The organism is Dactylosporangium sp. CS-047395 (assembly GCF_050942185.1).
Taxonomy (GTDB): Bacteria; Actinomycetota; Actinomycetes; order Mycobacteriales; family Micromonosporaceae; genus Dactylosporangium.
Genome location: NZ_CP192015.1, coordinates 1,519,069 through 1,542,476, shown reverse-complemented (window position 1 = coordinate 1,542,476; position 23,408 = coordinate 1,519,069). Strand labels below are relative to the sequence as shown.

At 72.1% G+C, this 23,408-nt stretch carries 19 protein-coding genes; 6 read left to right on the top strand and 13 right to left on the bottom strand.

The window, feature by feature from the left end:
• Positions 1 to 347 precede the first annotated feature (347 nt).
• Positions 348 to 1,823, bottom strand: coding sequence for an Asp-tRNA(Asn)/Glu-tRNA(Gln) amidotransferase subunit GatB (gene gatB / locus ACQP00_RS07100; RefSeq protein WP_433223737.1), 1,476 nt, complete (start codon positions 1,821 to 1,823; stop codon positions 348 to 350).
• Positions 1,824 to 1,918: 95 nt separating this feature from the next.
• Between gatB and ACQP00_RS07095 the strand changes: the two genes are divergently transcribed.
• Positions 1,919 to 2,095 (top strand): DUF4236 domain-containing protein, encoded by a 177-nt coding sequence (locus ACQP00_RS07095; RefSeq protein WP_327005912.1) that lies wholly within the window; start codon positions 1,919 to 1,921, stop codon positions 2,093 to 2,095.
• A gap of 20 nt (positions 2,096 to 2,115) precedes the next feature.
• Here the strand turns inward: ACQP00_RS07095 and gatA are convergent, their stop codons facing one another.
• The 10 genes from gatA to ACQP00_RS07045 form a co-directional block, all read right to left on the bottom strand.
• Positions 2,116 to 3,591, bottom strand: a complete 1,476-nt coding sequence (gene gatA, locus ACQP00_RS07090) for an Asp-tRNA(Asn)/Glu-tRNA(Gln) amidotransferase subunit GatA (protein WP_433216084.1) — start codon at positions 3,589 to 3,591, stop codon at positions 2,116 to 2,118.
• Positions 3,592 to 3,594: 3 nt separating this feature from the next.
• Positions 3,595 to 3,894, bottom strand: coding sequence for an Asp-tRNA(Asn)/Glu-tRNA(Gln) amidotransferase subunit GatC (gatC, locus tag ACQP00_RS07085; RefSeq protein WP_433216081.1), 300 nt, complete (start codon positions 3,892 to 3,894; stop codon positions 3,595 to 3,597).
• 67 nt (positions 3,895 to 3,961) lie between these two features.
• Complete coding sequence (locus ACQP00_RS07080; protein ID WP_433216078.1) at positions 3,962 to 6,034, bottom strand: putative bifunctional diguanylate cyclase/phosphodiesterase; 2,073 nt, start codon at positions 6,032 to 6,034, stop codon at positions 3,962 to 3,964.
• A 665-nt stretch (positions 6,035 to 6,699) separates the two neighbouring features.
• Positions 6,700 to 8,838, bottom strand: a complete 2,139-nt coding sequence (gene ligA / locus ACQP00_RS07075; protein WP_433216075.1) for an NAD-dependent DNA ligase LigA — start codon at positions 8,836 to 8,838, stop codon at positions 6,700 to 6,702.
• 38 nt (positions 8,839 to 8,876) lie between these two features.
• The gene (locus tag ACQP00_RS07070; RefSeq protein WP_433223735.1) at positions 8,877 to 9,800 is read right to left on the bottom strand and encodes a methionine synthase; all 924 of its coding nucleotides are present in this window, start codon (positions 9,798 to 9,800) and stop codon (positions 8,877 to 8,879) included.
• A 526-nt stretch (positions 9,801 to 10,326) separates the two neighbouring features.
• Positions 10,327 to 11,400 (bottom strand): tRNA 2-thiouridine(34) synthase MnmA, encoded by a 1,074-nt coding sequence (mnmA, locus tag ACQP00_RS07065; protein ID WP_433216072.1) that lies wholly within the window; start codon positions 11,398 to 11,400, stop codon positions 10,327 to 10,329.
• 538 nt (positions 11,401 to 11,938) lie between these two features.
• Positions 11,939 to 12,868 carry a chitosanase gene (locus ACQP00_RS07060; protein WP_433216069.1) on the bottom strand — a complete coding sequence of 310 codons (930 nt, stop codon included), beginning with the start codon at positions 12,866 to 12,868 and terminating at the stop codon, positions 11,939 to 11,941.
• Positions 12,869 to 15,976 (bottom strand): glycosyltransferase, encoded by a 3,108-nt coding sequence (locus ACQP00_RS07055; RefSeq protein WP_433216066.1) that lies wholly within the window; start codon positions 15,974 to 15,976, stop codon positions 12,869 to 12,871.
• Positions 15,973 to 16,551 (bottom strand): hypothetical protein, encoded by a 579-nt coding sequence (locus ACQP00_RS07050; RefSeq protein WP_433216063.1) that lies wholly within the window; start codon positions 16,549 to 16,551, stop codon positions 15,973 to 15,975. Before ACQP00_RS07050 ends, ACQP00_RS07055 begins: the two co-directional genes overlap by 4 nt.
• A 523-nt stretch (positions 16,552 to 17,074) precedes the next feature.
• Entirely contained in the window at positions 17,075 to 18,244 is a 1,170-nt protein-coding gene (locus ACQP00_RS07045; protein WP_433216060.1) for a cysteine desulfurase family protein, read from the bottom strand.
• Between the two features lie 337 nt (positions 18,245 to 18,581).
• On the opposite strand from ACQP00_RS07045, the gene ACQP00_RS07040 reads away from it, so the two are divergent.
• Together ACQP00_RS07040 and ACQP00_RS07035 are read left to right on the top strand one after the other, a co-directional pair.
• On the top strand, positions 18,582 to 19,373 hold the full coding sequence (locus tag ACQP00_RS07040; RefSeq protein ID WP_433216057.1) for an RNA polymerase sigma factor: 792 nt from the start codon (positions 18,582 to 18,584) through the stop codon (positions 19,371 to 19,373).
• Positions 19,327 to 20,163, top strand: coding sequence for an anti-sigma factor domain-containing protein (locus ACQP00_RS07035; RefSeq protein ID WP_433216054.1), 837 nt, complete (start codon positions 19,327 to 19,329; stop codon positions 20,161 to 20,163). The genes ACQP00_RS07040 and ACQP00_RS07035 overlap by 47 nt, the downstream gene beginning before the upstream one ends.
• A 43-nt stretch (positions 20,164 to 20,206) precedes the next feature.
• Here the strand turns inward: ACQP00_RS07035 and ACQP00_RS07030 are convergent, their stop codons facing one another.
• Together ACQP00_RS07030 and ACQP00_RS07025 are read right to left on the bottom strand one after the other, a co-directional pair.
• On the bottom strand, positions 20,207 to 21,160 hold the full coding sequence (locus tag ACQP00_RS07030) for an electron transfer flavoprotein subunit alpha/FixB family protein (protein ID WP_433216051.1): 954 nt from the start codon (positions 21,158 to 21,160) through the stop codon (positions 20,207 to 20,209).
• A gap of 14 nt (positions 21,161 to 21,174) precedes the next feature.
• On the bottom strand, positions 21,175 to 21,954 hold the full coding sequence (locus ACQP00_RS07025; RefSeq protein WP_433216048.1) for an electron transfer flavoprotein subunit beta/FixA family protein: 780 nt from the start codon (positions 21,952 to 21,954) through the stop codon (positions 21,175 to 21,177).
• 396 nt (positions 21,955 to 22,350) lie between these two features.
• Here ACQP00_RS07025 and ACQP00_RS07020 point away from each other — a divergent pair, with 396 nt between their 5' ends.
• Genes ACQP00_RS07020 through ACQP00_RS07010 form a run of 3 tightly spaced genes read left to right on the top strand, consistent with a single transcriptional unit; the run spans position 22,351 to position 23,401 of the window.
• Positions 22,351 to 22,716: a YidH family protein gene (locus tag ACQP00_RS07020; RefSeq protein ID WP_433223733.1), complete on the top strand. Its 366-nt coding sequence runs from the start codon at positions 22,351 to 22,353 to the stop codon at positions 22,714 to 22,716.
• Between the two features lie 10 nt (positions 22,717 to 22,726).
• Positions 22,727 to 23,023, top strand: coding sequence for a DUF202 domain-containing protein (locus tag ACQP00_RS07015; protein WP_433216045.1), 297 nt, complete (start codon positions 22,727 to 22,729; stop codon positions 23,021 to 23,023).
• A 27-nt stretch (positions 23,024 to 23,050) separates the two neighbouring features.
• Positions 23,051 to 23,401 carry a PLD nuclease N-terminal domain-containing protein gene (locus tag ACQP00_RS07010; protein ID WP_433057318.1) on the top strand — a complete coding sequence of 117 codons (351 nt, stop codon included), beginning with the start codon at positions 23,051 to 23,053 and terminating at the stop codon, positions 23,399 to 23,401.
• Positions 23,402 to 23,408: the final 7 nt, after the last annotated feature.

Sequence of the window (23,408 nt, the reverse complement as noted above, 5' to 3'; positions counted from 1 at the left end):
CCGAACCCGCGGCGTCCCGGGCCGTCGCGGAAGACGACGGCGGGGCGTCCGCGCGCGGCGCCCCCGCGCCGTCGCGACAGACGACAGCACGCGTCCGCGCGGCAGATGACAGCGTGGCGTCCCCCGTGCCGTCGTGGCAGACGGCAGCGGGGCGTCCGCGCGCGGCGTCCCCCGTTCGCGTCGTTCCCCACACCGGCGCAAGTAGACGACGATGCGGTCCCAGCGCGCGGCGTCCCTCACATCGGCGCAAGTAGACGCCGATGGGGGGTCCAACGCGCGGCGTCCCCCACACCGGCGCGGGAGGCGGGCGGTGCGGGGGACGCACAGGCGGTACAAGAGCGGCAGTTTTAAGAAAGACGCGAAATGATCAGCTCGCGCACCGTCTTGGCGTCGGCCTTGCCGCCGGTGGCCTTCATGACCGCGCCGACCAGCGCGCCCGCGGCCGCGACCTTGCCCTCGCGGACCTTGGTGGCGATGTCGGGGTTGGCCGCGATCGCCTCGTCGACGGCCTTGGTCAGCGCGCCCTCGTCGGACACGACCTCCAGGCCCCGCGCGGCCACGACCTCGGTCGGCGTGCCCTCGCCGGCGATGACGCCCTCGAGGACGACGCGGGCGAGCTTGTCATTGATCTTGCCGCTGTCGACCAGGCCCTGCAGCTCCGCGACCGCGCCCGGGGTGACGCCCAGGGCATCGAGCTCGGTCTCGCTCTCGTTGGCCCGGCGGGCCAGCTCGCCGAGCCACCACTTGCGCGCGGACGCGGCCGTCGCGCCCGCCTCGACGGTCGCCGAGATGAGCTCGACGGCGCCGGCGTTGACCACCGACTGCATGTCGAGGTCGGAGAAGCCCCACTCGGCCTGCAGGCGCCCGCGACGTACCCGCGGGAGCTCCGGCAGCGCCGCCTTGAGCTCGGCGATCCAGTCGGCCGACGGGGCGAGGGGGACGAGGTCGGGCTCCGGGAAGTACCGGTAGTCCGTCGCCGTCTCCTTGCTGCGCCCGGACGTGGTGTCGCCGGTCTCCTCGTGGAAGTGCCGCGTCTCCTGGATGATCTTGCCGCCGTCGGTCAGCACGCCGGCCTGGCGGATGATCTCGGAGCGGACGGCGCGCTCGACGGAGCGCAGCGAGTTGACGTTCTTGGTCTCCGTACGGGTGCCCCACTCCGCGCCCGGGCGGTTGAGCGAGGTGTTCACGTCGCAGCGCATCGAGCCCTGCTCCATGCGCACGTCGGACACGTCGAGGGTGCGGATGACGTCGCGCAGCTCGGTGACGTACGCGCGGGCCACCTCGGGCGCCCGCGCGCCGGTGCCGGGGACCGGCTTGGTGACGATCTCGACGAGCGGGATGCCGGCGCGGTTGTAGTCCACGAGGGACTCGGTCGCGCCGTGGATGCGCCCGGTCGCGCCGCCGACGTGCAGCGTCTTGCCGGTGTCCTCCTCGAGGTGCACCCGCTCGATGCCGATGCGCACAAGCTCGCCGTCGATCTCCACGTCGAGGTAGCCGTCCACGCAGAGCGGCTCGTCGTACTGGCTGATCTGGAAGTTCTTCGGCATGTCGGGGTAGAAGTAGTTCTTGCGCGCGAAGCGGCCCCACGGCGCGATCGAGCAGTTCAGCGCGAGGCCGATGCGGATCGTGGCCTCGATCGCGGCGCGGTTGGCGACCGGCAGCGCGCCGGGCAGGCCGAGGCAGACCGGGCAGACCTGGGTGTTCGGCTCGGCGCCGAACGCGGTCGGGCAGCCGCAGAACATCTTGGTGTTGGTGCCGAGTTCGACGTGCGTCTCCAGGCCGATGACCGGCTCGAACGCGGCCACCGCCTCCTCGTACGACATGTGCGTCACGGTGCTCATGGTCAATGCCTGCTTTCAGCCTTGTGTATCCACGCACGACATTGGGTATCCATCGCACACCTGGAGGGAGCGACGTCATGCCGGTGCAGTTTCGGAAGAGCAAGAAGTTCGGCCCGTTCATTTTCCACTTCACGCAGGAGGGTTTCTCCTCGTGGAGCTTCAAGCTGGGCCCCTGGTCGTGGAACTCGCGGAGCAAGAAGAACCGCGTGGACCTGCCCGGCCCGTTCTCGTGGCGGCAGGGCAGCCGGGGCTGAGCCGGCCCCGGCTTCCCGCGTCACAGCGACGGTGGGGTGAGTGGCGGCAGCGCTGATTCCAGCGCGGCCGCCACCCGGTACATCCGGTCGTCGGCCATCGTCGGCGCCATGATCTGCAGGCCGACGGGCAGCCCCTCGGACAGGCCGGCCGGCACCGAGATCGCCGGGCCGCCGTAGAGGTTCGACGGGATCGTGTACAGGTCGGCCAGGTACATCTGGTACGGGTCCGACGTGCGCGAGCCCAGCGGGAACGCCACGAACGGCGTCGTCGGCGCGATCAGCACGTCGGCGAGCTCGAACGCCGCGGTGAAGTCGCGGGTGATCAGCGTGCGGACCTTCTGCGCCTGGCCGTAGTACGCGTCGTAGTAGCCGGCCGAGAGCGCGTAGGTGCCGAGGATGATGCGCCGCTTGACCTCCGGGCCGAAGCCCTCCGCGCGCGTGATCGTCATGACCTCTTCCAGCGAGTGCTTGCCGTCGTCGCCGGAGCGCAGGCCGTAGCGCACGCCGTCGAAGCGCGCGAGGTTGGACGAGCACTCGCTCGGGGCGATCAGGTAGTACGCCGGCAGCGCGAACTTGAAGCTCGGGCAGGACACCTCGACGATCTCCGCGCCGAGCTTGACGAGGGCGTCGACCGACTCGCGGTACGCCGCGGCGACGCCGGGCTCCGCGCCCTCGCCCGCGAACTCCTTGACCAGGCCCAGCCGCACGCCGCTCAGGTCGCCCGTCGCGCCCAGGCGCGCGGCCGCGACGACGTCGGGGACCGGCTGCGGAATCGAGGTCGAGTCGCGCGGGTCGTGGCCGCCCATGACCGCGTGCAGCAGCGCGGCGTCCTCGACGGTGCGCGCGCACGGGCCGGGGGTGTCCAGCGACGAGGAGAAGGCGATGAGGCCGTACCGCGACGTGCCCCCGTAGGTCGGCTTGGCGCCCACGGTGCCGGTCACGGCGGCCGGCTGGCGGATCGAGCCACCGGTGTCCGTCCCGATGGCCAGCGGCGCCTCGTAGGCGGCCACCGCGGCCGCGGAGCCACCGCCGGAGCCGCCGGGGATGCGCGTGGTGTCCCAGGGGTTGAACGTCGGCCCGTAGGCCGAGTACTCCGTCGAGGAGCCCATCGCGAACTCGTCCATGTTGGTCTTGCCGACCATCACGAGCCCGGCCTCGCGCAGGCGCGTGGTGATGGTCGCGTCGTACGGCGGGCGCCAGTTCTCCAGGATCTTCGAGCCCGCGGTCGTGGGGACGCCGCGCGTGGCGATGACGTCCTTGACGGCGATCGGCACCCCGTCGAGCGGGCCGAGCGCGGCACCCTTGGCGCGGCGCTCGTCGGCGGCGCGGGCGGCCTCGAGCGCGCCCTCGCGGTCGACGTGCAGGAAGGCGTGGATCTTGCCCTCGACGGCCTCGATGCGGTCCAGGTGCGCGGAGGCGACCTCGGTGGCCGAGACCTCCTTGGCGTCCAGGCGGCGGCCGAGCTCGGCGGCGGACAGCTTGATCAGGTCACTCACGGCTCAGGCCTCCTCGTCCAGGATCCGCGGGACGCGGAAGCGGTTCTCCTCGGCGTCGGGCGCGCCGGCCAGCGCGTCCGCGCGCGAGAGGCCGGGGACGACGACGTCGTCGCGGTACACGTTGGTCAGCGGCACGGAGTGCGAGGTCGGCGGCACATCGGCGGCGGCGACCTCCCCCACCTGGGCGACGGCCTGCAGGATCACGTCGAGCTGCCCGGCGAAGGTGTCGAGCTCCTCATCGGTGACGGCAAGCCGCGCGAGGCGCGCGAGATGCGCCACCTCCTCGCGGGAAATCGTGGCCATCGGCGCGCTTCTCCTTCAGATCGTCGGCTTGGACGCAGCGTGACATGCCCGCGTCAACCCGACGAGTCTATTTCGTGGTGATGACGGGCCGTGCGGCAGTCTTCGACAGCCAGTCCAGCAGGCGATCAGGCGGCATCGGCCGGGCGAAGTACCAGCCCTGCGCGACGTCGCAGCCGGCCGCCACCAGCATCCGCCACGTGCGCTCGTCCTCCACGCCCTCCGCGACGACGCGCAGCCCCAGCGCCCGGGCCAGGTCGATCATGGAGCGCACGATCGCGGCGTCGTCGGGGTCGGTCGCCACGCCGAGCACGAACGAGCGGTCGATCTTGACCTCGGCGAGGGGCAGGCGGCGCAGGTGGAGCATCGAGGAGTACCCGGTGCCGAAGTCGTCCAGCGCGATCGCGACGCCCAGCTTCTTCAGGCGTCCGAGCGTGCTGAGCACCCGGCGCGGGTCGGCCATCAGCGCGCTCTCGGTGATCTCCAGCTCCAGCCGCGACGGGTCGACCGACATCTGCGCGAGCTTGGCCGCGATCCGGTCGGCGATCTCCCCCGTGTGCAGGTCGCGCACGCTCACGTTGACCGCGACGCGCACGCCCTCGGTCGCGGGCGCCGTCTCCCGCCACGCCGCGAGCTGCCCGATCGCCTCGTCCACGACGCGCAGGGTGAGCAGCCGCATCACCGGGCTGTGCTCGGCGACCTTGATCAGCTCCTCGGGGTCGACCGGGCCGCGGCGCGGGTGCCGCCACCGCAGCAGCGCCTCGACGCCCACGACCGCGCCCGTGGCCAGCTCGACCTGCGGCTGGTAGTACAGCTCGATGCCGCCCTCCGGCCCCGCCTCGAGCGCCTTGCGCAGGTCCGCGAGCAGGCTCAGCCGCTCGGGCGTGTTGTGGTCGCTCTCGGGCGCGTAGACGGCCAGGTTGTCGCCGCGCCCCTTCGCGTCGTACATCGCGACGTCCGCGTGCTGCATCAGCTCGGCGAAGTCGGTGCCGTGCTCGGGGTACACGGCGACGCCGACCGACGCGCCCACGTCGATCGGCAGCCCGTCCAGCAGCACCGGCTCGGACAGCGCGCACATGATCTCGGCGGCGCAGCGCCGGGCGTCGGCGGTGTCGCGCAGATGCGGTACCACGACGGCGAACTCGTCGCCCCCGAGCCGCCCGACGAGGTTGTCCTCGCTCGACGCCCGCGCGGCCGCGGTGAGCCGTTCGCCGACCTCGACCAGCAGCCGGTCCCCGACCCGGTGCCCGAGCGCGTCGTTGACCTGTTTGAAGGCGTCCAGATCGAGCAGCAGCAGGGCGAGGCGCCGCTCGGCCGCCCCGCCCTCGGCCCGCTCCGCGTGCTCCTGCAGCCGCGCCGCGACCTCGCGCTCCAGGGCCTTGCGGTTCGCGAGCCCGGTCAGCGGATCGAGCCGCCCGGCCAGCGCCCGCTGCGCCGCGAGCTTGGTCATGCGCCTAACCGCAAAAAGCGTCAGAAGCGCCAGTGGTACCAGTAGTGCATTCACATACGCCGCCGCCACCAACCCCGGCGCGGCGAGCAGCAGCGCCCCGTTCGGCAGCGCGTCGTTGCGCACGGCGCGGGTGAACACGACGCGCCACTGCCCGCCGAAGCGCAGCCACAGCGCGGTCGCGACGAGCAGGTTGTTGACCACGAACCAGGTCACGACGGCGGCGAGCACCCACGGGATGTTCGGCGTGCTCAGCAGTTCGCGCGCGCCCTGGATCGACCCGGTGCCGGTCCTGGGCAGCAGCGTCCCCGCGGCCAGGAACGAGATCATGTACTGCGCGGCGTTGAACGCCGCCCGCCAGAACGTGTGCTTGAGCCACACCGCGGCGACGATGACCGCCCCGAGCTGCACCGCGACCGCCGGCGCGCACCCGTACGCGATCAGCACGGCGAACGTGAAGCACACCGACGGGAACGTCGGCACGTTCTCGTCGCGCGATCCCTGCACGAACGGCGGCGTGTCGGCCAGCACGGCCAGCCCCGCGAACACCCAGAACGCGGCGTCGACCCGCAGGCCCTCGTGCAGCAGGCTCCCGACCAGCAGGAACGCGGCGAGCCCGACAACCACCGCGACGTACGCGAAGAACCGATGACGATGCCGAGGCGGCGCGACGTTGCGCAGCGCGCTCTGCTCCATCCGTTCCCCGCTTTCCGATGGCCCCGGCCCGAGATTGCCCGCCGGGGGCGGTTGAAGATCCGCTGACGAGGTGCTGACGCCATGCGAGCCTGCACCCTGAGCGCGGCAAATATCGGGAAAGGATGCCGAATCGATGCAGAACCGCCGCGCTATTCAACCGACCGGGCGATCCCACAATGGACAGATCAGCTTGAATATCCGTGAAGCGTAACGCTTCCGGGACGCTGCGTGTCCATTCCCCATCGACTGCGGTCTTAGTTGGTGATTACCCAAGATGGCGGCTCGACTACGCTCCGGCGCCTTGTTTCGCGGTGCTGCGGTAAGCCTTTCCTAACCGCCTTGGGATCGCGCCTTCGACCGCTCTCAGGAACGGGCTGGGCCACCGCCCTCGCGATCGTTGGCCTCGGGTTCCGCCGTCTTGGCTTCGGCGTTCGCGGCCTGGGTGTGCTCTCGTCTGGCGTCTGGCGTCCGGCGCGTCGCTTCCGCGGCCGCCCGCCATCACACGCCCTGCCCGCCAGCCGCGTGCCCTGTCGGCCTCCCGCTGCCGTGTGCCCTGCTCGCCGCGCGCCTACCCTGCCCGCCGCCCGCGGCCCGGCCTGTCGCGGCCTTCCCAGCCCTCGCTCGCCGACCCCCGTCCCGGCGTTGTCGCGGCCGTCCTGATCCCCCTACTCGTCGGCCGCCGCGTCCGCCTGGGCCACCGCCTCCGCCTCCTCGGCCGCCGCGCCCTCGTCCTGGGGCAGCACCGCCGCGCGCGCCGCGTCCGGCCCCTCGGTCAGCAGCAGCTCGAACCCGGCCTCATCCAGGATCGGCACCTTCAGCGCCTCCGCCTTCTCGGCCTTCGAGCCGGGCGACTCCCCCACCACCACGAAGCCGGTCTTCTTCGACACCGAGCCCGACACCTTGCCCCCGCGCGAGGTCACCGCCGCCGTCGCCTCGTCGCGCGAGTACCGCTCGAGCGAGCCGGTCACCACCACGGTCACGCCCTCCAGCGGACGCGGGCCGGTGTCGGTGCGCTCCTCGACCATGCGTACCCCGGCCGCGGCCCACCGCTCGACCCACGCCCGGTGCCAGTCCACCGTGAACCAGTCCTGCACGGCGCGGGCGATGGTCGGGCCGACGCCCTCGACGGCGACGAGCTCCTCGGTCGTGGCGTTGGCGATCGCCTCCATCGAGCCCAGCGAGTTGGCCAGGGCCTGCGCCGCCGTCGGCCCGACGTGGCGGATCGACAGGGCCACGAGCACCCGCCAGAGCGGCCGCTGCTTGACCTCTTCGAGGTTGGCCAGCAGGCTCAGCGCGTTCGAGCCCAGCGCGCCGTTCTGGTTGACGAAGAACGGCGCCTGCGCGAGGCGCTCGGCGTTGACGTCGAACAGCTCGCTCTCGTTGGGGATCACCGACTCCAGCAGCGCCCCGGCCGCCTGCCAGCCCAGCGCCTCGATGTCGAAGGCACCCCGGGCGGCCAGGCCGAAGAGCCGCTCATGCAGCTGGGCCTTGCAGAACTGGGCGTTGGGGCAGCGGATGTCGACGTCGCCCTCCTTGCCGGGCGCGAGCGTCGTGCCGCACGACGGGCACTCCTGTGGCATCACGAACGCGCGCTCGGTGCCGTCGCGGCGGTCCACGACCGGGCCGAGCACCTCGGGAATCACCTCGCCGGCGCGGCGGATGACCACCGTGTCGCCGATGAGCACGCCCTTGCGCACGACCTCCTGCGCGTTGTGCAGCGTCGCCTGCTCCACGGTGACGCCGCCGACGAACACCGGCTCCATCACCGCGAACGGGGTGACCCGCCCGGTCCGCCCGACGTTGACCTGGATGTCGAGGAGCTTGGTCATCGCCTCCTCGGGCGGGTACTTGAACGCGATCGCCCACCGCGGTGCCTTGCTCGTCGACCCGAGCCGCCGCTGGATCGACATCTGGTCGATCTTGACGACGACGCCGTCGATCTCGTGCTCGAGCTTGTGCCGGCGCTCGCCGTACTCCTCGATGTAGGCCTTCACGCCCGCCATGTCCGCGCACACCCGGTAGCGGGCCGAGGTCGGCAGCCCCCACGCGTGCATCAGCTCGTAGGCCTCGGACTGGCTGGCCGGGTTGAACCCCTCGCGCGCGCCGAACCCGTGCACCAGCATGCGCATCGGCCGGGTCGCGGTGATGTGCGGGTCCTTCTGACGCAGGCTCCCGCTGGCCGCGTTGCGCGGGTTGGCGAACGGCCGCTCCCCCGCCGCCACCTGGGCCGCGTTGACCTCCTGGAAGCCCTCCAGCGTGAAGAACACCTCGCCGCGTACTTCCAGCAGGTCGGGCACGTTGTCGCCGGCCAGCTGCTCGGGGATCTCGCGGATGGTCCGTGCGTTGAGCGTGATGTCCTCGCCGGTGCGCCCGTCGCCGCGGGTGGCCGCGCGGGTGAGCCGCCCCTTCTCGTACGTCAGGTTCAGCGCCAGCCCGTCGATCTTCAGCTCGCACAGGTAGCGCGGCGGCGACCCGGCGTCCCGCTCCACCCGCTCCGCCCACGACTCCAGCGCCGGCTCGTTGAGGGCGTTGTCGAGGCTGAGCATGCGCTCGCGGTGATCGACGGAGGCGAACTCGGTCGAGAAGGTGCCGCCGACCCGCTGGCTGGGCGAGTCCGGGGTGATCAGCGACGGGAACCGGGCCTCGATGGCCTCCAGCTCCCGCATGAGCCCGTCGTACACCGAGTCGTCCACGGCGGGCGCCTGCAGCACGTAGTACCGGTACTGGTGTTCGTCCAGTTCACGGGCCAGTTCCGCGTGCCGCTCTCGCGCCTCTTCGGTGGGTTCGGACTCAGCGTCGGTCATGGCTAGGAACTTACCCCGGGGGTACGACAAAAAGTGCGTCAGTCGAGGTCAGCGGTCAGGCGCCGGCCCGCCTCGCGCACCGCGGTCAGCGTCGAGCGAACCTTCGCGTCGGCGGGCAGCCCACACGGCGGCGTCACGACCACCTGGGCGGGCAGGGACTTCTTGGAAAAGCCCAGCTTGCGCCACAGATCGCGGACCTGGTCGGCCTGTTCGGCGGCCGAGCGCCCGGACACTCCGGCCAGCAGGCCCAGCCCCGAGTCCAGCTGCTCGCCGAGCGCATCGAGGTCGCGCACCAGCGACAGGTCGAGCGCCACGCCGATCGCACCGGCCTCACGAAGCAGCGTCAGCGGTACCGACGACGCACAACAATGCACGACGCTCGGCACCCCGGCAGCGGACATGACCGCCGACAACGCCGACCGCGCGACCGACGGGTCCACGGAGCGCAGCGTCCCGAACCCGCTCTCGGTCGGCACCCGCCCGGCCAGCACCGCCGGCAGCGACGGCTCGTCCAATTGCAGCAGCACGCTCGCGCGCGGGAGCCTGGCCCGGACCTCCGCGACGTGCGCGCGGACGCCCTCCGCGAGCGAGTCCGCGAGGTCGCGCGCGGCACCGTGGTCGCGCAGCACCTGCCCGCCGATCGGCAGACCCAGCGACGCCGCGAGCGTCCACGGCCCCGGCACCTGGATCTTGTACAGCCCGCTGTACTCCCCGGCCTGCTCCGTCATCGTGTCCAGGTCGCGTTCGAGCAGGTCCCGCGCGACGCGCAGGTCGTGCCCGGGCCGGGCGGCGACACGCCACCGCGCGGCGTACAGCTCGATCGGGATCCCGTCCAGGAATGTGCCCCCGCGCCCGATCATGTCCGCCCCGGGGCCCCGCGCGGGCAGCTCGGGCAGGTGCGGCAGGTCGGGCAGCTCGCCGAGCACGAGGCGTTGCGCCTCGGCGACGTCGGTGCCGGGCATGGAGCCGATGCCGGTCGCGCTGCCGACCGGCCAGGGAAACGACGTCACGGCATGTACTCCGAGGTCAGAGAGGCGTGCGAGACACAAGTCAAGCGGGTTGGCGAACCGATCCGGCGGCCTTGCGGACCGGCTCGGCGGCCTTTTTGACCGGCCCGGCGGCCTTGCGGACCGGCCCGGCGGCCTTGCGGACCGGCCCGGCGGCCTTGCGGACCGGCCCGGCGGGCTAGCGGACCGGCCTGGCGGATTTGCGGCGCGGTTGGTCGGGTTCGTGCGATGCAGGTCAGACGCGCCGCCGTGAGGTTCGGGCGACGTGCAATGCCCGACAGACGCGACGCCGCGAGGTCCGGGCAACGTGCAAAGCCCGACAGACGCGACGCCGCGAGGTCCGGGCAACGTGCAAAGCCCGACAGACGCGACGCCGCGAGGTCCGGGCGACCTGCAATGCCCGTCGGACGCGACGCCGCGAGGTTCGGGCGGCGTGCGAGCTGGAGGGCATCGCGCGCGGACGGTGGCCGGCGGCCGGTCATCAGGAGGTCTGGGCGATGGTGGCCGAGCCGAGCACGATGTCACCGTCCGGCGACGGCTCGTAGCACACGATGGCCTGCCCGGTCGCGATCCCGCGCGCCGGGCGCCCGAGCGCGGCCACGAGGCGGCCTTCCTCCAGCCGCACGGTCGCCGGGTGCGTTTCACCATGAGCCCGCATCTGTACCTCGCACGCGACCGAGCCCGCCGCCGGCACGGTCCACACGGGCCGCTCACCGACCACCGACGACACGTCGAGCGCGGCCGCGGGCCCGACGGTCACCGTGTTGGTCACGGGCGTGATCGACAACACGTAGCGCGGCTGCCGGTCGGGCGCGGACACCCGCAGATCGAGGCCGCGGCGCTGGCCGACCGTATACGCGTAAGCGCCCTCGTGCCGCCCGACCACCGCTCCGGTGGTGGCGTCGACGATGTCGCCCGGCGCCTGCCCGAGCCGCTCCGCGAGGAAGCGCTTGGTGTCGCCGTCGGCGATGAAGCAGATGTCGTGGCTGTCGGGCTTGTCGGCCACCGCGAGCCCGCGCTCGGCCGCCTCCGCGCGCACCTGGGCCTTGGTCGAGTCGCCGAGCGGGAACATGGCCCGGTCGAGCTGCGCGCGGGTCAGCACGGCCAGCACGTACGACTGGTCCTTGGCCAGGTCGACGCTGCGCCGCAGCAGCCCGTCGCTCCCGAGCCGCGCATGATGCCCGGTGACGACCGCATCGAACCCCAGCGCCACCGCCCGATCGAGCACCGCCGCGAACTTGATCTTCTCGTTGCACCGCAGGCACGGGTTCGGCGTCCGCCCGGCCGCGTACTCCGCCACGAAGTCGTCCACCACGTCCTCGTGGAACTGCTCCGCCATGTCCCACACGTAGAACGGGATCCCGATCACGTCCGCGGCCCGCCGCGCATCGCGCGAGTCCTCGAGCGTGCAGCACCCCCGCGCGCCCGTGCGGTAGGTCTGCGGATTCCGCGCGAGGGCAAGGTGCACCCCGGTCACGTCATGCCCGGCCGCCACGGCGCGAGCAGCCGCAACCGCCGAGTCGACCCCGCCGGACATCGCCGCTAGCACTCTCACACCCCCAGCCTACCGGCGCGCGGGAGCGCGTTTTCCCGCGGAAGACGAAGGCGGCGGTTCGGCCCTGGCGTCGGCCCCTCACCGTCAGCCGACAACGCGCCACCGCCCGGCCTCACCACCACGCCGCCTCACCGCCCCACCACGCGTCCCCACCGCCACGCCGCCTCTCCGCCACGCGGCCCCACCGCCACGCGACCTCGCGGGCGTGCGGCCCTGCCTCCACGCAGGCGTGCGGCCCCTCAGGCGCTTGGCCCCACCACCGTGCGCCTCGCAGACGTCCGGGCGCGTAGACGCATGACCGCACAGACGCCTGGGGTGCACACGCCAGCATTCGCCGACGTGGGAACGCGATGTGCAGGCCTGAAGGCAATCGGCCGCATCGCGGCGGACCTCCCAACCACTCTCGCAGCCACACGCGGACGCGGCGAACGGTGCGCTCGCGGACGCGGCGAACGGTGCGCAACTGCCGGAAACGAAGCCGCGCCCGAGCGCGGCCGAGTCGGCGCGTCCGGGCGCGGGGAAACGCGCGAGGCTGGGGTCAGACGGCGATCTGGTACAGGTCGCCGTAGACCCGCCACTGCAGGGGCGGATCGAGGTCGAAGTTGCGGGCGGCCAGGAACACCCGCTGGGCGTCCTCCACGCGGCTCTCGTCGTCATGGGCCTCCTCGTCCTCCATGAGGGCCACGCGGGCGTCGAGGAAGGCCTCCAGGTACGCCGCCTCGTCGCCGCCGCGCGCGGGCGGGGGTGCTACCTGGGCGGCGGCACGGCGGAGCTTGGTCAGGCCGTTCGCGCCGTGCATGACGATCGCGTCGTAGTAGATGAACTGGCCGAGGATGCGCAGGCCGTCCTGTTTGGCCTGGCTCAGGGCCGGGTTGAAGTACATGCGGTCGCGCTCGGCGTCCTGGGCGGCCCGGAACGCGGGGTCGGCCGCGGCGGCCTTCCAGTCGGCGGTGAAGTTCGGGTCGAGCCCGGTGTGCGCGGCGCTGCCGTTGAGCCGCTTGAGGGCCGGCAGGTACGCGGCCAGCTTGTTGCCCGGCACCGCCTCCGCGTAGCGCTGGATGACGGCGCGCATGTCGCCGGTGCCGCTGCAGAAGCCCACGATGCCCGCCGTGTACCCGCGGCCGTCGTGGATGTCCTCGATGTAGCCGTACTGCGCCGTCCAGTCCAGCGTCGAGTTCTCCGCACTGGACACGAGCCGCATGGCGATGTCCTTCTTCTGCGGGTCGGACAGGTCGCCGCGGATCTTCTGGTTCGGGACGACGCGCACGGAGCGGCGGCCGTCGGGGCTGGGCGCCACCGATGCGGTCTCGCCCGGCGTACGGCCCACGGCGGGCGACGCGGCCGCCGCGGTGTCCGTCGCCCCGTCGTCACTTCGCTCGGGCGCGCGCACCGCGAGCGAGGCCAGGGCCAGCGAGGCCACTACGAACGCCGCGGCGCCAAGGCCCCGGCGCACCGAGATGGGCGGCACTCAGTCCTCCTCACCGTCGCGCTCGGCCGCGGCGGAGCGCAGCACCGACGAGTGCGACACCGCGTACAGCACGGCCGTGTGCTCGGAAACCCGATGCCCGGGCGAGGACGCGTTGGGCACCCGGGCCACCCCGCGACTCGACCCGCCCCCGTCGCCGTCTCCGAGCCCTGCCGAACCGTCATGCCCGCCACCGCGCCCGCCAGCACCTTCCCCGCCACTGTCACGCCCAGCACCGTCACGCCCAGCACCGTCACGCCCGGCACCGTCACGCCCAGCACCGTCGCTATCGCCGTCGCCGACCGCGGAAGCACCGGTACCAACGCTCGCAACGTCGAAGCCGTCCCAGCGCGTGGAGGCGCCGTACAGGCCGCGCGGCGCGTCCAGGTCGTTGCCACGTGCGGAGGCGCTGTAGAGGCCGCGCGGCGAGTCGAGCTCGGCGCCGCGCGCGGACGCGCCATAGGGGCTGTGTGGCGAGTCGAGGTCGTTGCCACGCGCGGACGCGGTGACGTCGCGGCTCACCGAAGCGAACCCGTCGCCCACCATCGGAGCCTCATCAGACGCCGCAGCGGCCGTCGGGGTCCTCGCCACGCTGCGGTCCGCCGATCCCAGGTCCGACGCGCCGGCCCGCGTACCAACTGGAGAGCCGGCCCGCGAACCAACCTGCGCCGGGCCCGCCAGCGAGGCTGCCGAGGCCGACGAGGACACGCCGAGCGGCGACGTCTCGGGCGCGGTCGCCGCAGCAGGCGACGTCTCGGGCACACGGTCGGCAGGCGGCGTCGTGGCCTGGACCGGAAACGGCGCGCCGGCCGTGGGCGACGTCGCGGCCTGAGACGGGAACGAAGCGCCAGCCATGGGCGGCGTCGCGGCCTGAGACGGGACCGAAGCGCCGGCCGTGGGCGACGGAGCGGCCTGGGAGGAGGACAGAGCGCCAACCGTGGGCGACGTCGCGGCCTGAGACGGGAACGGAGCGCTCGCCCCGGCCGACCCCGCGCGGTGCAGCTTGTGCCAGCGCAGCCGCGCCCCCGTCAGCGCCGTGCCCATCGACTGGATGAGGACGATGTACATCAGCTGGCGGTACACGAACTGTTGCAGTGGCAACACCCACAGCGGCCGCAGCTTCTCCTTGTCCAGGCGGAACGCCACGATCGCGGTGATCAGCTGCATGGTGAACATCGCCAGCCACGCGGCCGTGGTGATCTTCCAGCTGGAGAAGAACAGGCCGTAGACGAGCAGGATGTCGATCAGCGGCGCCAGCAGGGGCAGGGCGATGCCGAAGAACGCGATGAACGGCAGGCCCACGCGTCCGAAGCGGCCGGACGGTCCGCTGTCCACGATGGACCGGCGGTGCTTCCACATCGCCTGCATCGTGCCGTAGCTCCAGCGGTACCGCTGCAGCCAGAGCTGGCGCAGGGTGCTCGGGGCCTCGGTCCACGCGCGGGCGCGCTCCTCGTAGACGACCCGCCAGCCGCTCCGGCACAGGGCCATGGTGGCGTCGGTGTCCTCGGCGAGCGTGTCGTGGCTGATGCCGCCGATGTCGCGCAGGGCCTGGCGCCGGAATGCCCCGATGGCGCCCGGGATCGTGGGCATGACCTGCAGGATGTCGTACAGCCGGCGGTCGAGGTTGAAGCCGATGACGTACTCGATGTGCTGCCACCGCGCGACGATCGACTTTCGGTTGCCGACCTTGACGTTGCCCGCGACCGCGCCGACGGTGGGGTCGGCGAAGGGCTGGACCAGGTGGCGTACCGAATCCGGCTCGAAAACGGTGTCGCCGTCGACCATGACGATGATGTCGTGCCTGGCCAGGGCCACGCCGGTGTTGAGCGCGTTGGGCTTGCCGCCGTTGGGGATGCGCACGACGCGCACGTTGGGCAACTGCAGCGCCTGGACCAGCTCGCTGGTGTTGTCGGTCGAGCCGTCGTCGACGACCACCACCTCGATGCCGCCGGGATGGTCGCCGCTCGCGAGGGAGCGCACGGCCGCCTCGATGCCCTCCTTCTCGTTGTAGGCGGGCACGATGACCGAGACCGGCTCGGTGATCGCCGGGCCCCACTGCCACGTCTTGGCGCGGCGCCTCCGCGCGTGGCGGCCGGCGAGCAGGAACAGCGCGACGGTGCGGGCGATCGTCAGGATGCCGACGATGAGGAACAGGATGCGCAGGAGCTCCATGATCGAGTCCGCGACCGTGACCGCGGTGACGAGCGCGAAGGCGCGCCGCTGGTCGGTCGGGGTGGCCGGGGCCTCCAGGGCGATGCTCTGACCCGCCAGCGCCTTGGTCAGGCCGCCGGAGACGGTCGTGAAGGCGTACCCCCGCTGCTGCATCATCGGGATGAACTTGTCGAGCGCCTCGACGGTCTGCTTGCGGTCGCCGCCCGCGTCGTGCATGAGCACGATCGAGCCCTTGGTGCCCTCGGGCGTCGCGCCGGCCACGATCTTGTCGACGCCCGGCAGGCTCCAGTCGCGGCTGTCGGTGTCGGTCATGATCGACAGGTACCCGAGGCGACCGGCGTCCTTGATCAGGGGCCAGTTGGCGTCGTCGATGGCGTCGGCGCTGGACGAGTACGGCAGCCGCAGCAGCGCCGACTTCTGCCCGGTCGCTTTGACCACGGCGAGCTGGGTCTGGGAGTACTCCAGTTCCCGCTGCCACTGGGTGAGCTGGTCCAGGCGCGGGTGCGTGAAGCTGTGGATGCCGATCTCGTCGCCTCCGCGCGCGAGCTCGGCCACGATGTCGGCGTGCCGGGTCACCTGGGTGCCGACGACGAAGAACGTCGCGTTCACGTTGTGCCGGCGCAGCACCTCCATGATCTGCGGCGTCCACTCGGGGTCGGGGCCGTCGTCGAAGGTGAGCGCGATGGTCTTCTCGGGCAGCGCGTACGAGTGGACCTGGTTGTTGCGGGTGTCGATGATCGGGCCGCCGTCGATGACCGCCTGCGGCACGGTGGCCTGCTTGCCGCCGCTCTCGCTGTGGTCGGGGTGGAACTCGGCGTTGACGTACGCCTCGACGAACAGCACGCCCGCGAGCATGCTCAGCAGGACGATGCCGAAGACGAGACGGGTGAACGAGAAGCGTTTCCTACCGCCCTTCGCGGCCTTCCTCTTGCGGCTCACGCCGGGCCCAGGCTCGCGGTGGCGCTTGGGTTCGCGTTGGTACCCCCAGAGCCTCCATCACTCCCGCCCGAACTCGTGGCGACGGGCGTCGCGCCCGGGAGCCCGGCGGCGTCGTCGTTGACCGGCACCGTGCCCGGCGTCTGGCCCGACCCGCCCGTCTCGACCGGAAGCGCGGTCGCGGTGCCCTCGGTCGCCGTCGGCGTCGGCGTGCCGGTCGGCCCCTTGGTCGGCTCCGCGCTCTTCGTCGGCGTCGGCGAGGCGCTCGGACGCGTGCTCGGCTGGGTCGTCGGCGGAGCATCCGTCGCCTCCGCGGGCGGCGTCGCGGTCGCCGTCGCGCCGGGCGTGGCGGGTGCGCTTCCGGTGGGTACCGCGATGGCGCCGCCCTGCGCCGGCCGGTTCGACGGGTTGATCTTCTTGGCCGTGGCGACCGCGGCCTGCTTGGCGGCGGCCGTGCTCTTGGCGCCGGGCTGCGTCGCGGGTTGACCCTGGTCGAGCACGGGCAGGTTGTTCACCAGCTCCGGGAACGGCAGCAGCTGTTGCGGCTTGAGCGGGCCGCCGGCGAGGCTCGTGGCCACCAGCGCTCCATAGACGAGCGTCGCCGCTCCAAGCGCGCCGAAAACAATTCGGATTCGCTTTCCTCGGCGTCCCGACGCATCGACGAATACCGGCGACGAAAGATCGTCTCGGGCGATGATGTCGGTGGCTTCATCCACGGAAGGGGTTTCGACAGACACGGCGCAAACATAGGGTGAGCGGCCGACTTAAGCCGCAGGAAAAACGTCAGAGAATGGCCGTAACCAAATCCATCGCCGCGCTAGCTGGACATATTCGCAGCACCCGTCGCTAATTCACCCATTCGGCTTCACCCCCTTGACCGACCACTTCCGGCGTTCCTCATCGGTAGCTCACCCTGCTCCGGACCGTTCGGTTGAGGGCGTACCGCCTGTTCAGCACCCCGCCGAAGGCCGGACGAGGGAACGTGCGCCGATCGACTTCGGCCGGATTTAAGGCTGTTTACCGGCGCCCCGGACGGCAACGCGCGGGTGCGAGGCCACGGGTGTCAAGGCCGCGACCGCGGGAGGGTGGGGTCGGATCGGGTCAGCTCTTCTTGGTCTTCGTGGACGCCCGGTAGGCCCGCTCCACCGCGCCCGGAAGCGCGGCAACGAGCGCGTCCACGTCGTCCATGGTCGACGTGTGCCCGAGCGTGAAGCGCAGCGACGAGCGCGCCCGCGCGTCGTCGGCGCCCATGGCCAGCAGTACGTGCGAAGGCTGTGCGACGCCCGCCGAGCAGGCTGAGCCCGTCGAGCAGGCGATGTCCTGCGCGTCGAGGAGGAGCAGCAGCGCGTCGCCCTCGCAGCCCGGGAAGGAGAAGTGCGCGTTGCCCGGCAGGCGGTCGGCTGGGTCGCCGTTGAGGATGGCCTCGGGTACGGCCGCGCGGACGCGTTCCACGAGGGCGTCGCGGAGTCGGCCGATGCGCTCGGCGGACTCGCGCTGGGTCTTCACCGACAGTTCCAGGGCGACCGCGAACGCCACGATGGCCGGGACGTCGAGGGTGCCGGAGCGCACGTCGCGCTCCTGGCCGCCGCCGTGGGCCAGGGGGGTGCAGTCGATCTCGCGGGCGAGCAGCAGCGCGCCCGCGCCGATGGGGCCGCCCAGCTTGTGGCCGCTGACGGTGAGGGCGGCCGCGCCGCTGTGGGCGAAGTCGACCGGGATCTGGCCGACGGCCTGGACGGCGTCGGTGTGGAAGGGCACGCCGGCGCGGGCGGACAGGGCGGCCAGCTCGGCGACCGGCTGGACGGTGCCGACCTCGTTGTTGGCCCACATGGACGTGACGATCGCGACGTCGTCGGCCGCCAGGGCCTCGGCCAGTGCGTCGGGGTGTACGCGCCCGGACGCGTCGACGGGCAGCCAGGTGACGGCGGCGCCCTCGTGGGCCTCGAGCCAGGCCACGGAGTCGAGGACGGCGTGGTGCTCGACCGAGCTCGCGACGACACGGTTGCGGCGCGGGTCGGCGGCGCGGCGGGCCCAGAAGACGCCCTTGACGGCGAGGTTGTCGCTCTCCGTGCCGCCGCCGGTGAAAATCACCTCCGACGGGCGCGCCACCAGCGCGGCGGCGATCCGCTCGCGGGACTCCTCGACCCGGCGGCGGGCGTGGCGGCCGGGGGCGTGCAACGACGAGGCGTTGCCGACTTCGCGCGCGGTGGCGACGTAGGCGTCGAGCGCCTCCGGGAGCATCGGCGTGGTTGCGGCGTGGTCGAGGTACGGCATCGGGGCCAAGCCTAACGGCCGGGCACCCCTTACCACCCCTCCGGTATGGCGGCGTTCGCCACGCTCCCGCGCCCCGCCGCCGCCAGCCGTCCCCGCTGAGCGGACCGCCGGTAACGGGCGGTGCCATCGATCCTGGTCGCAGCCCAGGCACGATACCTTCCCGGGACCCAGCGTGATCGGTTAGGCGCGCTAAGTCTTCACTCTCGCAATCTGAAGAAATTTTCCTCGGTCGGCGCATCCGCTGGGTAGGTGAACAGCGAATGCTTGATCGGACCCGATCCCCGAGAAGGACGTACCCCGTGCGATGGCGGCGACCGCGGCATCCGGGCGGCCCCCGGTGACTCCCGCGCGCCCGCACGACGACGGCCCAGATCCCCAAAACGGGCGAAACACCGCCGATCCGCGCAAAGCGCACGACGGCACCGCCCCGCACAACGCGCACGACGCCACAGGGCCACACCCAGCACACGACGGCGCCAACGCACGCCAGGCGCACGACGGCAACGCGCCGCACGCAGCGCACGACGGAGCCGGGCCGTACAAAGCCCAGGACGACGCGTTCCTTGAGCTCTTCCGGGCGGGCGACGAGCGCGCGCTACGCGAGGCGTACGAGCGGTTCGGCCCGGCCGTGTTCCATCTCGCGGTGCGCGGCGTCGGCAGTGTCACCGACGCCGAGGACGTGACGCAGGCCGTGTTCGTGGCCGCCTGGCTCGGGCGCGAGGGGTTCGACCCCGGCCGCGGCTCGCTGCTCGGCTGGCTGCTCGGCATCGCCCGGCGCAAGGTCGTCGACCAGATCCGCGCGGCCGCGCGGGACGGGCGGATCGCCGAGGAGGCGCGGCGGATGGCCGGGCCGGCCCGCGACGGAGCGGGAGAGGCGCCGCCGGAGCGGATCGTCGACCGCCTGGTGCTCGCCGACGAGATGGCGCGGCTTCCCGGCGAGCAGCGGCGCGTGCTCGAGTTGGCGTTCTACGACGACCTGACCCATCCTCAGATCGCCGCGTTGACCGGGCTGCCGCTCGGCACCGTGAAGAGCCACCTGCGGCGCGGGATGGCCCGGCTGCGCAGCCGATGGGAGGTGGACGGTGCCGCATTTGGAGCCCGAGCGGCTGGTACTCCTGGCGCTCGGTGAAGAGACGCTCGACCAGCATGAAACCGGCCACCTCGACGTGTGCGAGCAGTGCCGCGGGGAGATGGACTCGCTGCGTATCGTCGCGGGTCTGGGCCGGCAGACCTCCCGCCTGCGCGACCTCCCGCCGCCGCCCGAGCACGTCTGGCACCGCATCCGCGCGGAACTCGCGGCGTCGGATCGCGCCCTCCCACCGCCGGCGGTCACCCTGCACACCGACCCCCCGCCACCCCGCCCGGCCGCGACAGACCAGCGACCCCATGAAAACGTGGAACCGCGGCCGGACACGAAGCCCAGGAGCGCGAGCCGGCGGCCACCCGACCGGATGGAGCGCAAGCGGCCCACGTGGCTCCGAACCGCCGCCGTTGCCGTCGCGGCCGCGATCGTCGCCGCCGGGGGTACCGCGCTCTGGCTGGGCCGCAGCGACGCCGGAGACCAGTGCCGGGCCCAGGACGCGCGGGTGCGGCTCGAGGCGCTCCCCGACGCCCCCAGCGGCGCGGCCGGCTACGCGTGCCTGCGCGTCGTGGACGGCCAGCGGCGCCTGATCGTGCACACCGAGGGCATGCCCACGCAGGCCGACGGGGACTACGAGGCGTGGCTGCTGGACCGGGACGAGCCGACCGTGCGCATGGAGGCGCTCGGAGTGGTCGCGCAGGGCCGGACCGAACCGGCGTTGGCCGTGCCGGACTCGCTCGACCTCACGCGGTACAACATCATCGACATCTCGGCGGAGCCACACGACGGGAACGCCGCGCACTCCGGCCGCAGCATGCTCCGAGGGACCTTGCAATAAAGAAGCGCCCGTCATTGACGGGCGCCTCCTCAACACACAAACGCTACTTACGCTTGCGGATCTCCTCCGCGGCCTGCGGGACGACCTTGAACAGGTCACCCACGACGCCGAAGTCGGCCAGCTCGAAGATCGGCGCCTCGGGGTCCTTGTTGACCGCGACGATCGTCTTCGAGGTCTGCATGCCGGCCCGGTGCTGGATCGCGCCGGAGATGCCCAGGGCCACGTAGAGCTGCGGGGACACCGTCTTGCCGGTCTGCCCGACCTGGAACTGGTGCGGGTAGAAGCCGGAGTCGACGGCCGCGCGGGAGGCGCCCACGGCGCCGCCGAGCAGGTCGGCCAGCTCCTCGACCAGCTTGAAGTTGTCCGCGCTGGCCACGCCGCGGCCGCCGGAGACGACGATCGAGGCCTCGGCCAGCTCGGGGCGGGCGCCCTTGGCCTCGATCTTGCGCTCGACGACCTTCGCGAGCTTGTCCTTGTCCTCCACGGTGACCTCCACGGCCTCGACCGAAGGAGTCGCGGGCGCGGGGGCGGGGGTGAGGGAGTTCGGGCGCACGGTCACGATCGGCAGGCCCTTGGTGACCTTGGACTTGACGATCGTCGAGCCGGCGAACGCGACCTGCGTGGCGGTGCCGTCGGCGTCCAGGGCGACCACGTCGGTCAGGATGCCGTTGTCGAGCTTGACCGCGACGCGCGCCGCGATCTCCTTGCCCTCCTGCGAGGACGCGACCAGGACGGCCGCCGGGGCGACCCGCTGGACCAGGGCGGCGAGGGCGGTGGCCTTCGGGGCGACCAGGTAGTCGTCGAGGTCCGCGCCCGCGGCGGCGTAGATCTTGGTGGCGCCGTACTCACCGAGCTTGTCGGCGAACGCGGCAGGGTCGCCGAACACGACGGCGGCGACGTCGCCCCCGAGCGTGCGGGCCAGGGTCAGCATCTCGAGCGTGACCTTCTTGAGGACGCCCTGCGAGGAGGCCTCTACTACGACCAGAACTTCAGCCATGGCGATGTCTCCCCTTACACGAACTTCTCGGAGGCGAGGTACTCGACGAGCTTCACGCCGCCGTCGTCACCCGCGTCGATCTTGTTGCCGGCCTGGCGCGGCGGGCGCTTGCTGTGCTCGACGACGGAGCTGGTCGCGCCGTCGAAGCCGACCTCGCCGGCCGCGATGCCCAGGTCGGCCAGTGACAGGGTCTGCAGCGGCTTCTTCTTGGCGGCCATGATGCCCTTGAAGGACGGGTACCGCGGGTCGTTGATCGTGTCCCAGACGGAGACGATCGCCGGGGTCGCGGCGGTGACGACCTCGTAGCCCTCGTCGGTCTGGCGCTCGACGGTCAGCTGGGAGCCCTCGACGGTGACCTTGCGGGCGCCCGTCAGCGCGGCGATGCCAAGCCGCTCGGCGATCATGTGCGGCATGACCTGGACGCGGCCGTCGGTCGACTCGGCGCCGCAGATGACCAGGTCGGCCTGCTGCTGGCCGATGGCGGCGGCGAGCACCTTGGACGTCGCGACCGCGCACGAGCCGTGCAGCGCGTCGTCGACGACGTGGACGGCCGAGTCGGGGCCCATGGACAGCGCCTTGCGGATCGACTCCGTGGCGCGGTCCGGGCCGACGGTCAGGACGACGACCTCGCCGCCGTGCGCCTCCTGGAGGCGCAGCGCCTCCTCGATGGCGTACTCGTCCATCTCGTTGATCACATTGTTCGCCGACGCGCGGTCGACGGTGTTGTCGTCACTGCGCAGGTTGCGCTCCGCGCCGGAGTCCGGCACCTGCTTGACGAGTACGACGATCTTCATCGTGGTCCGAGGTCCTCCTGCTTGACAGTCACCGCGCCGTCGCTGGCGACTTGTGCCCCACGTTACGGCTCACGGCGAGCGAGAACGGGTCGGCCACCCGAATGTTACTGGGCAGTAGGTTCACGGTGGCGGTGAAAAGCATCACGAACCGGGCGCACCCTGGGGTGAGGAGGTGGGTGAAATGCCGCAAAAATCCGTCGAGTTCGAGGTACAACGCCCGCTGTCGGCGGCCGTCGCCCAGCACGCTGCGGAATTGGTCACACACCGTCGGCGGGAGGCGCCGGACGAGCACCTCTGCACGTGCGGGCGGCCGCGCGAATCCTGTGTGTCGGACACCATCCGGGAGCTCTGGCAGCTCAACGAGCGATCCTGAGCCAGTACGTTGTCAGCATGTCGATCTGGCGGACGGTTCGCCTGTGGTTCGATCCCGACGAGGTCCGCTCGGTCGGCACCACCCCGGACTACCGCTTCTCGCTGGCCAACGAGCGCACGTTCCTGGCCTGGATGCGCACCGCCCTGGCGCTGATCGGTGGCGGCCTCGCGGTCGCCCAGTTCCTGCCCCACCACCGGCTGCGCGTCGCGATCGCGGTCTCGCTGCTCGCGCTCGGGGGGCTCGTCGCGATCCGGTCGGTGGATCACTGGGCCCGCAGCGAGAAGGCGATGCGGCAGAACGAGGCGCTACCCCCGTCGCGCTTCCCCGCGATCCTGGCCATCGTGATCACCGTCGGCGCGGCCGTACTGCTGATCGCGACGCTGGTCTGAGCCCGCGGGCATGAGCGGACCGGCGCCACCGGGCGCGCAGATCGAGCGCACGCAGCTGTCGTGGCGGCGGACGCTGGTCTCGGTGACCGCGGTCGCGCTGCTGCTGGCCCGGCTGGTGGCGGTACACCTGCCGCCAGTGCCCGCGGCGTGCGCGGTCGCCGCCGTCGGGCTCGTCTGGGCCGCCGCGGTGCGGCTCGTGCGGCATCGGATGCGCACGGTCGCCACCCCGATCGGGCGGGAATTGCCGGTGCTGGTCGGGCTCATCCTGCTGTACTGCGCGATGGGCACCCTGTTGCTGATGTCATGACCCCCTTCGACGAGTCATGATGGCGCCATGGGACGCGCACTGCCCTTCTTGATCGTGCTGGTCGTGACGCTGTACGCGCTGATCGACTGCCTGTCCTCGGAACGCGGGGACATCCGCGGGCTGCCCCGGCCCGTGTGGTTCCTCGTGATCCTGCTCGTGCCGGTCATCGGCCCGATCGCCTGGTTCGTCGCCGGCCGGCCGCGCTCGCTGGAACAGCGGGCCGGCGTGGTCGCCGGGCGCGCGCGGAAGCGGGTCACCGCTCCCGACGACGACCCGGACTTCCTGCGCGGCATCGACACGGCTCAGTCCCGCAAGGACGCCGAGCTGCTGCGGCGCTGGGAGGAAGACCTCAAACGGCGCGAAGACGACAATCCCTGACGAATAT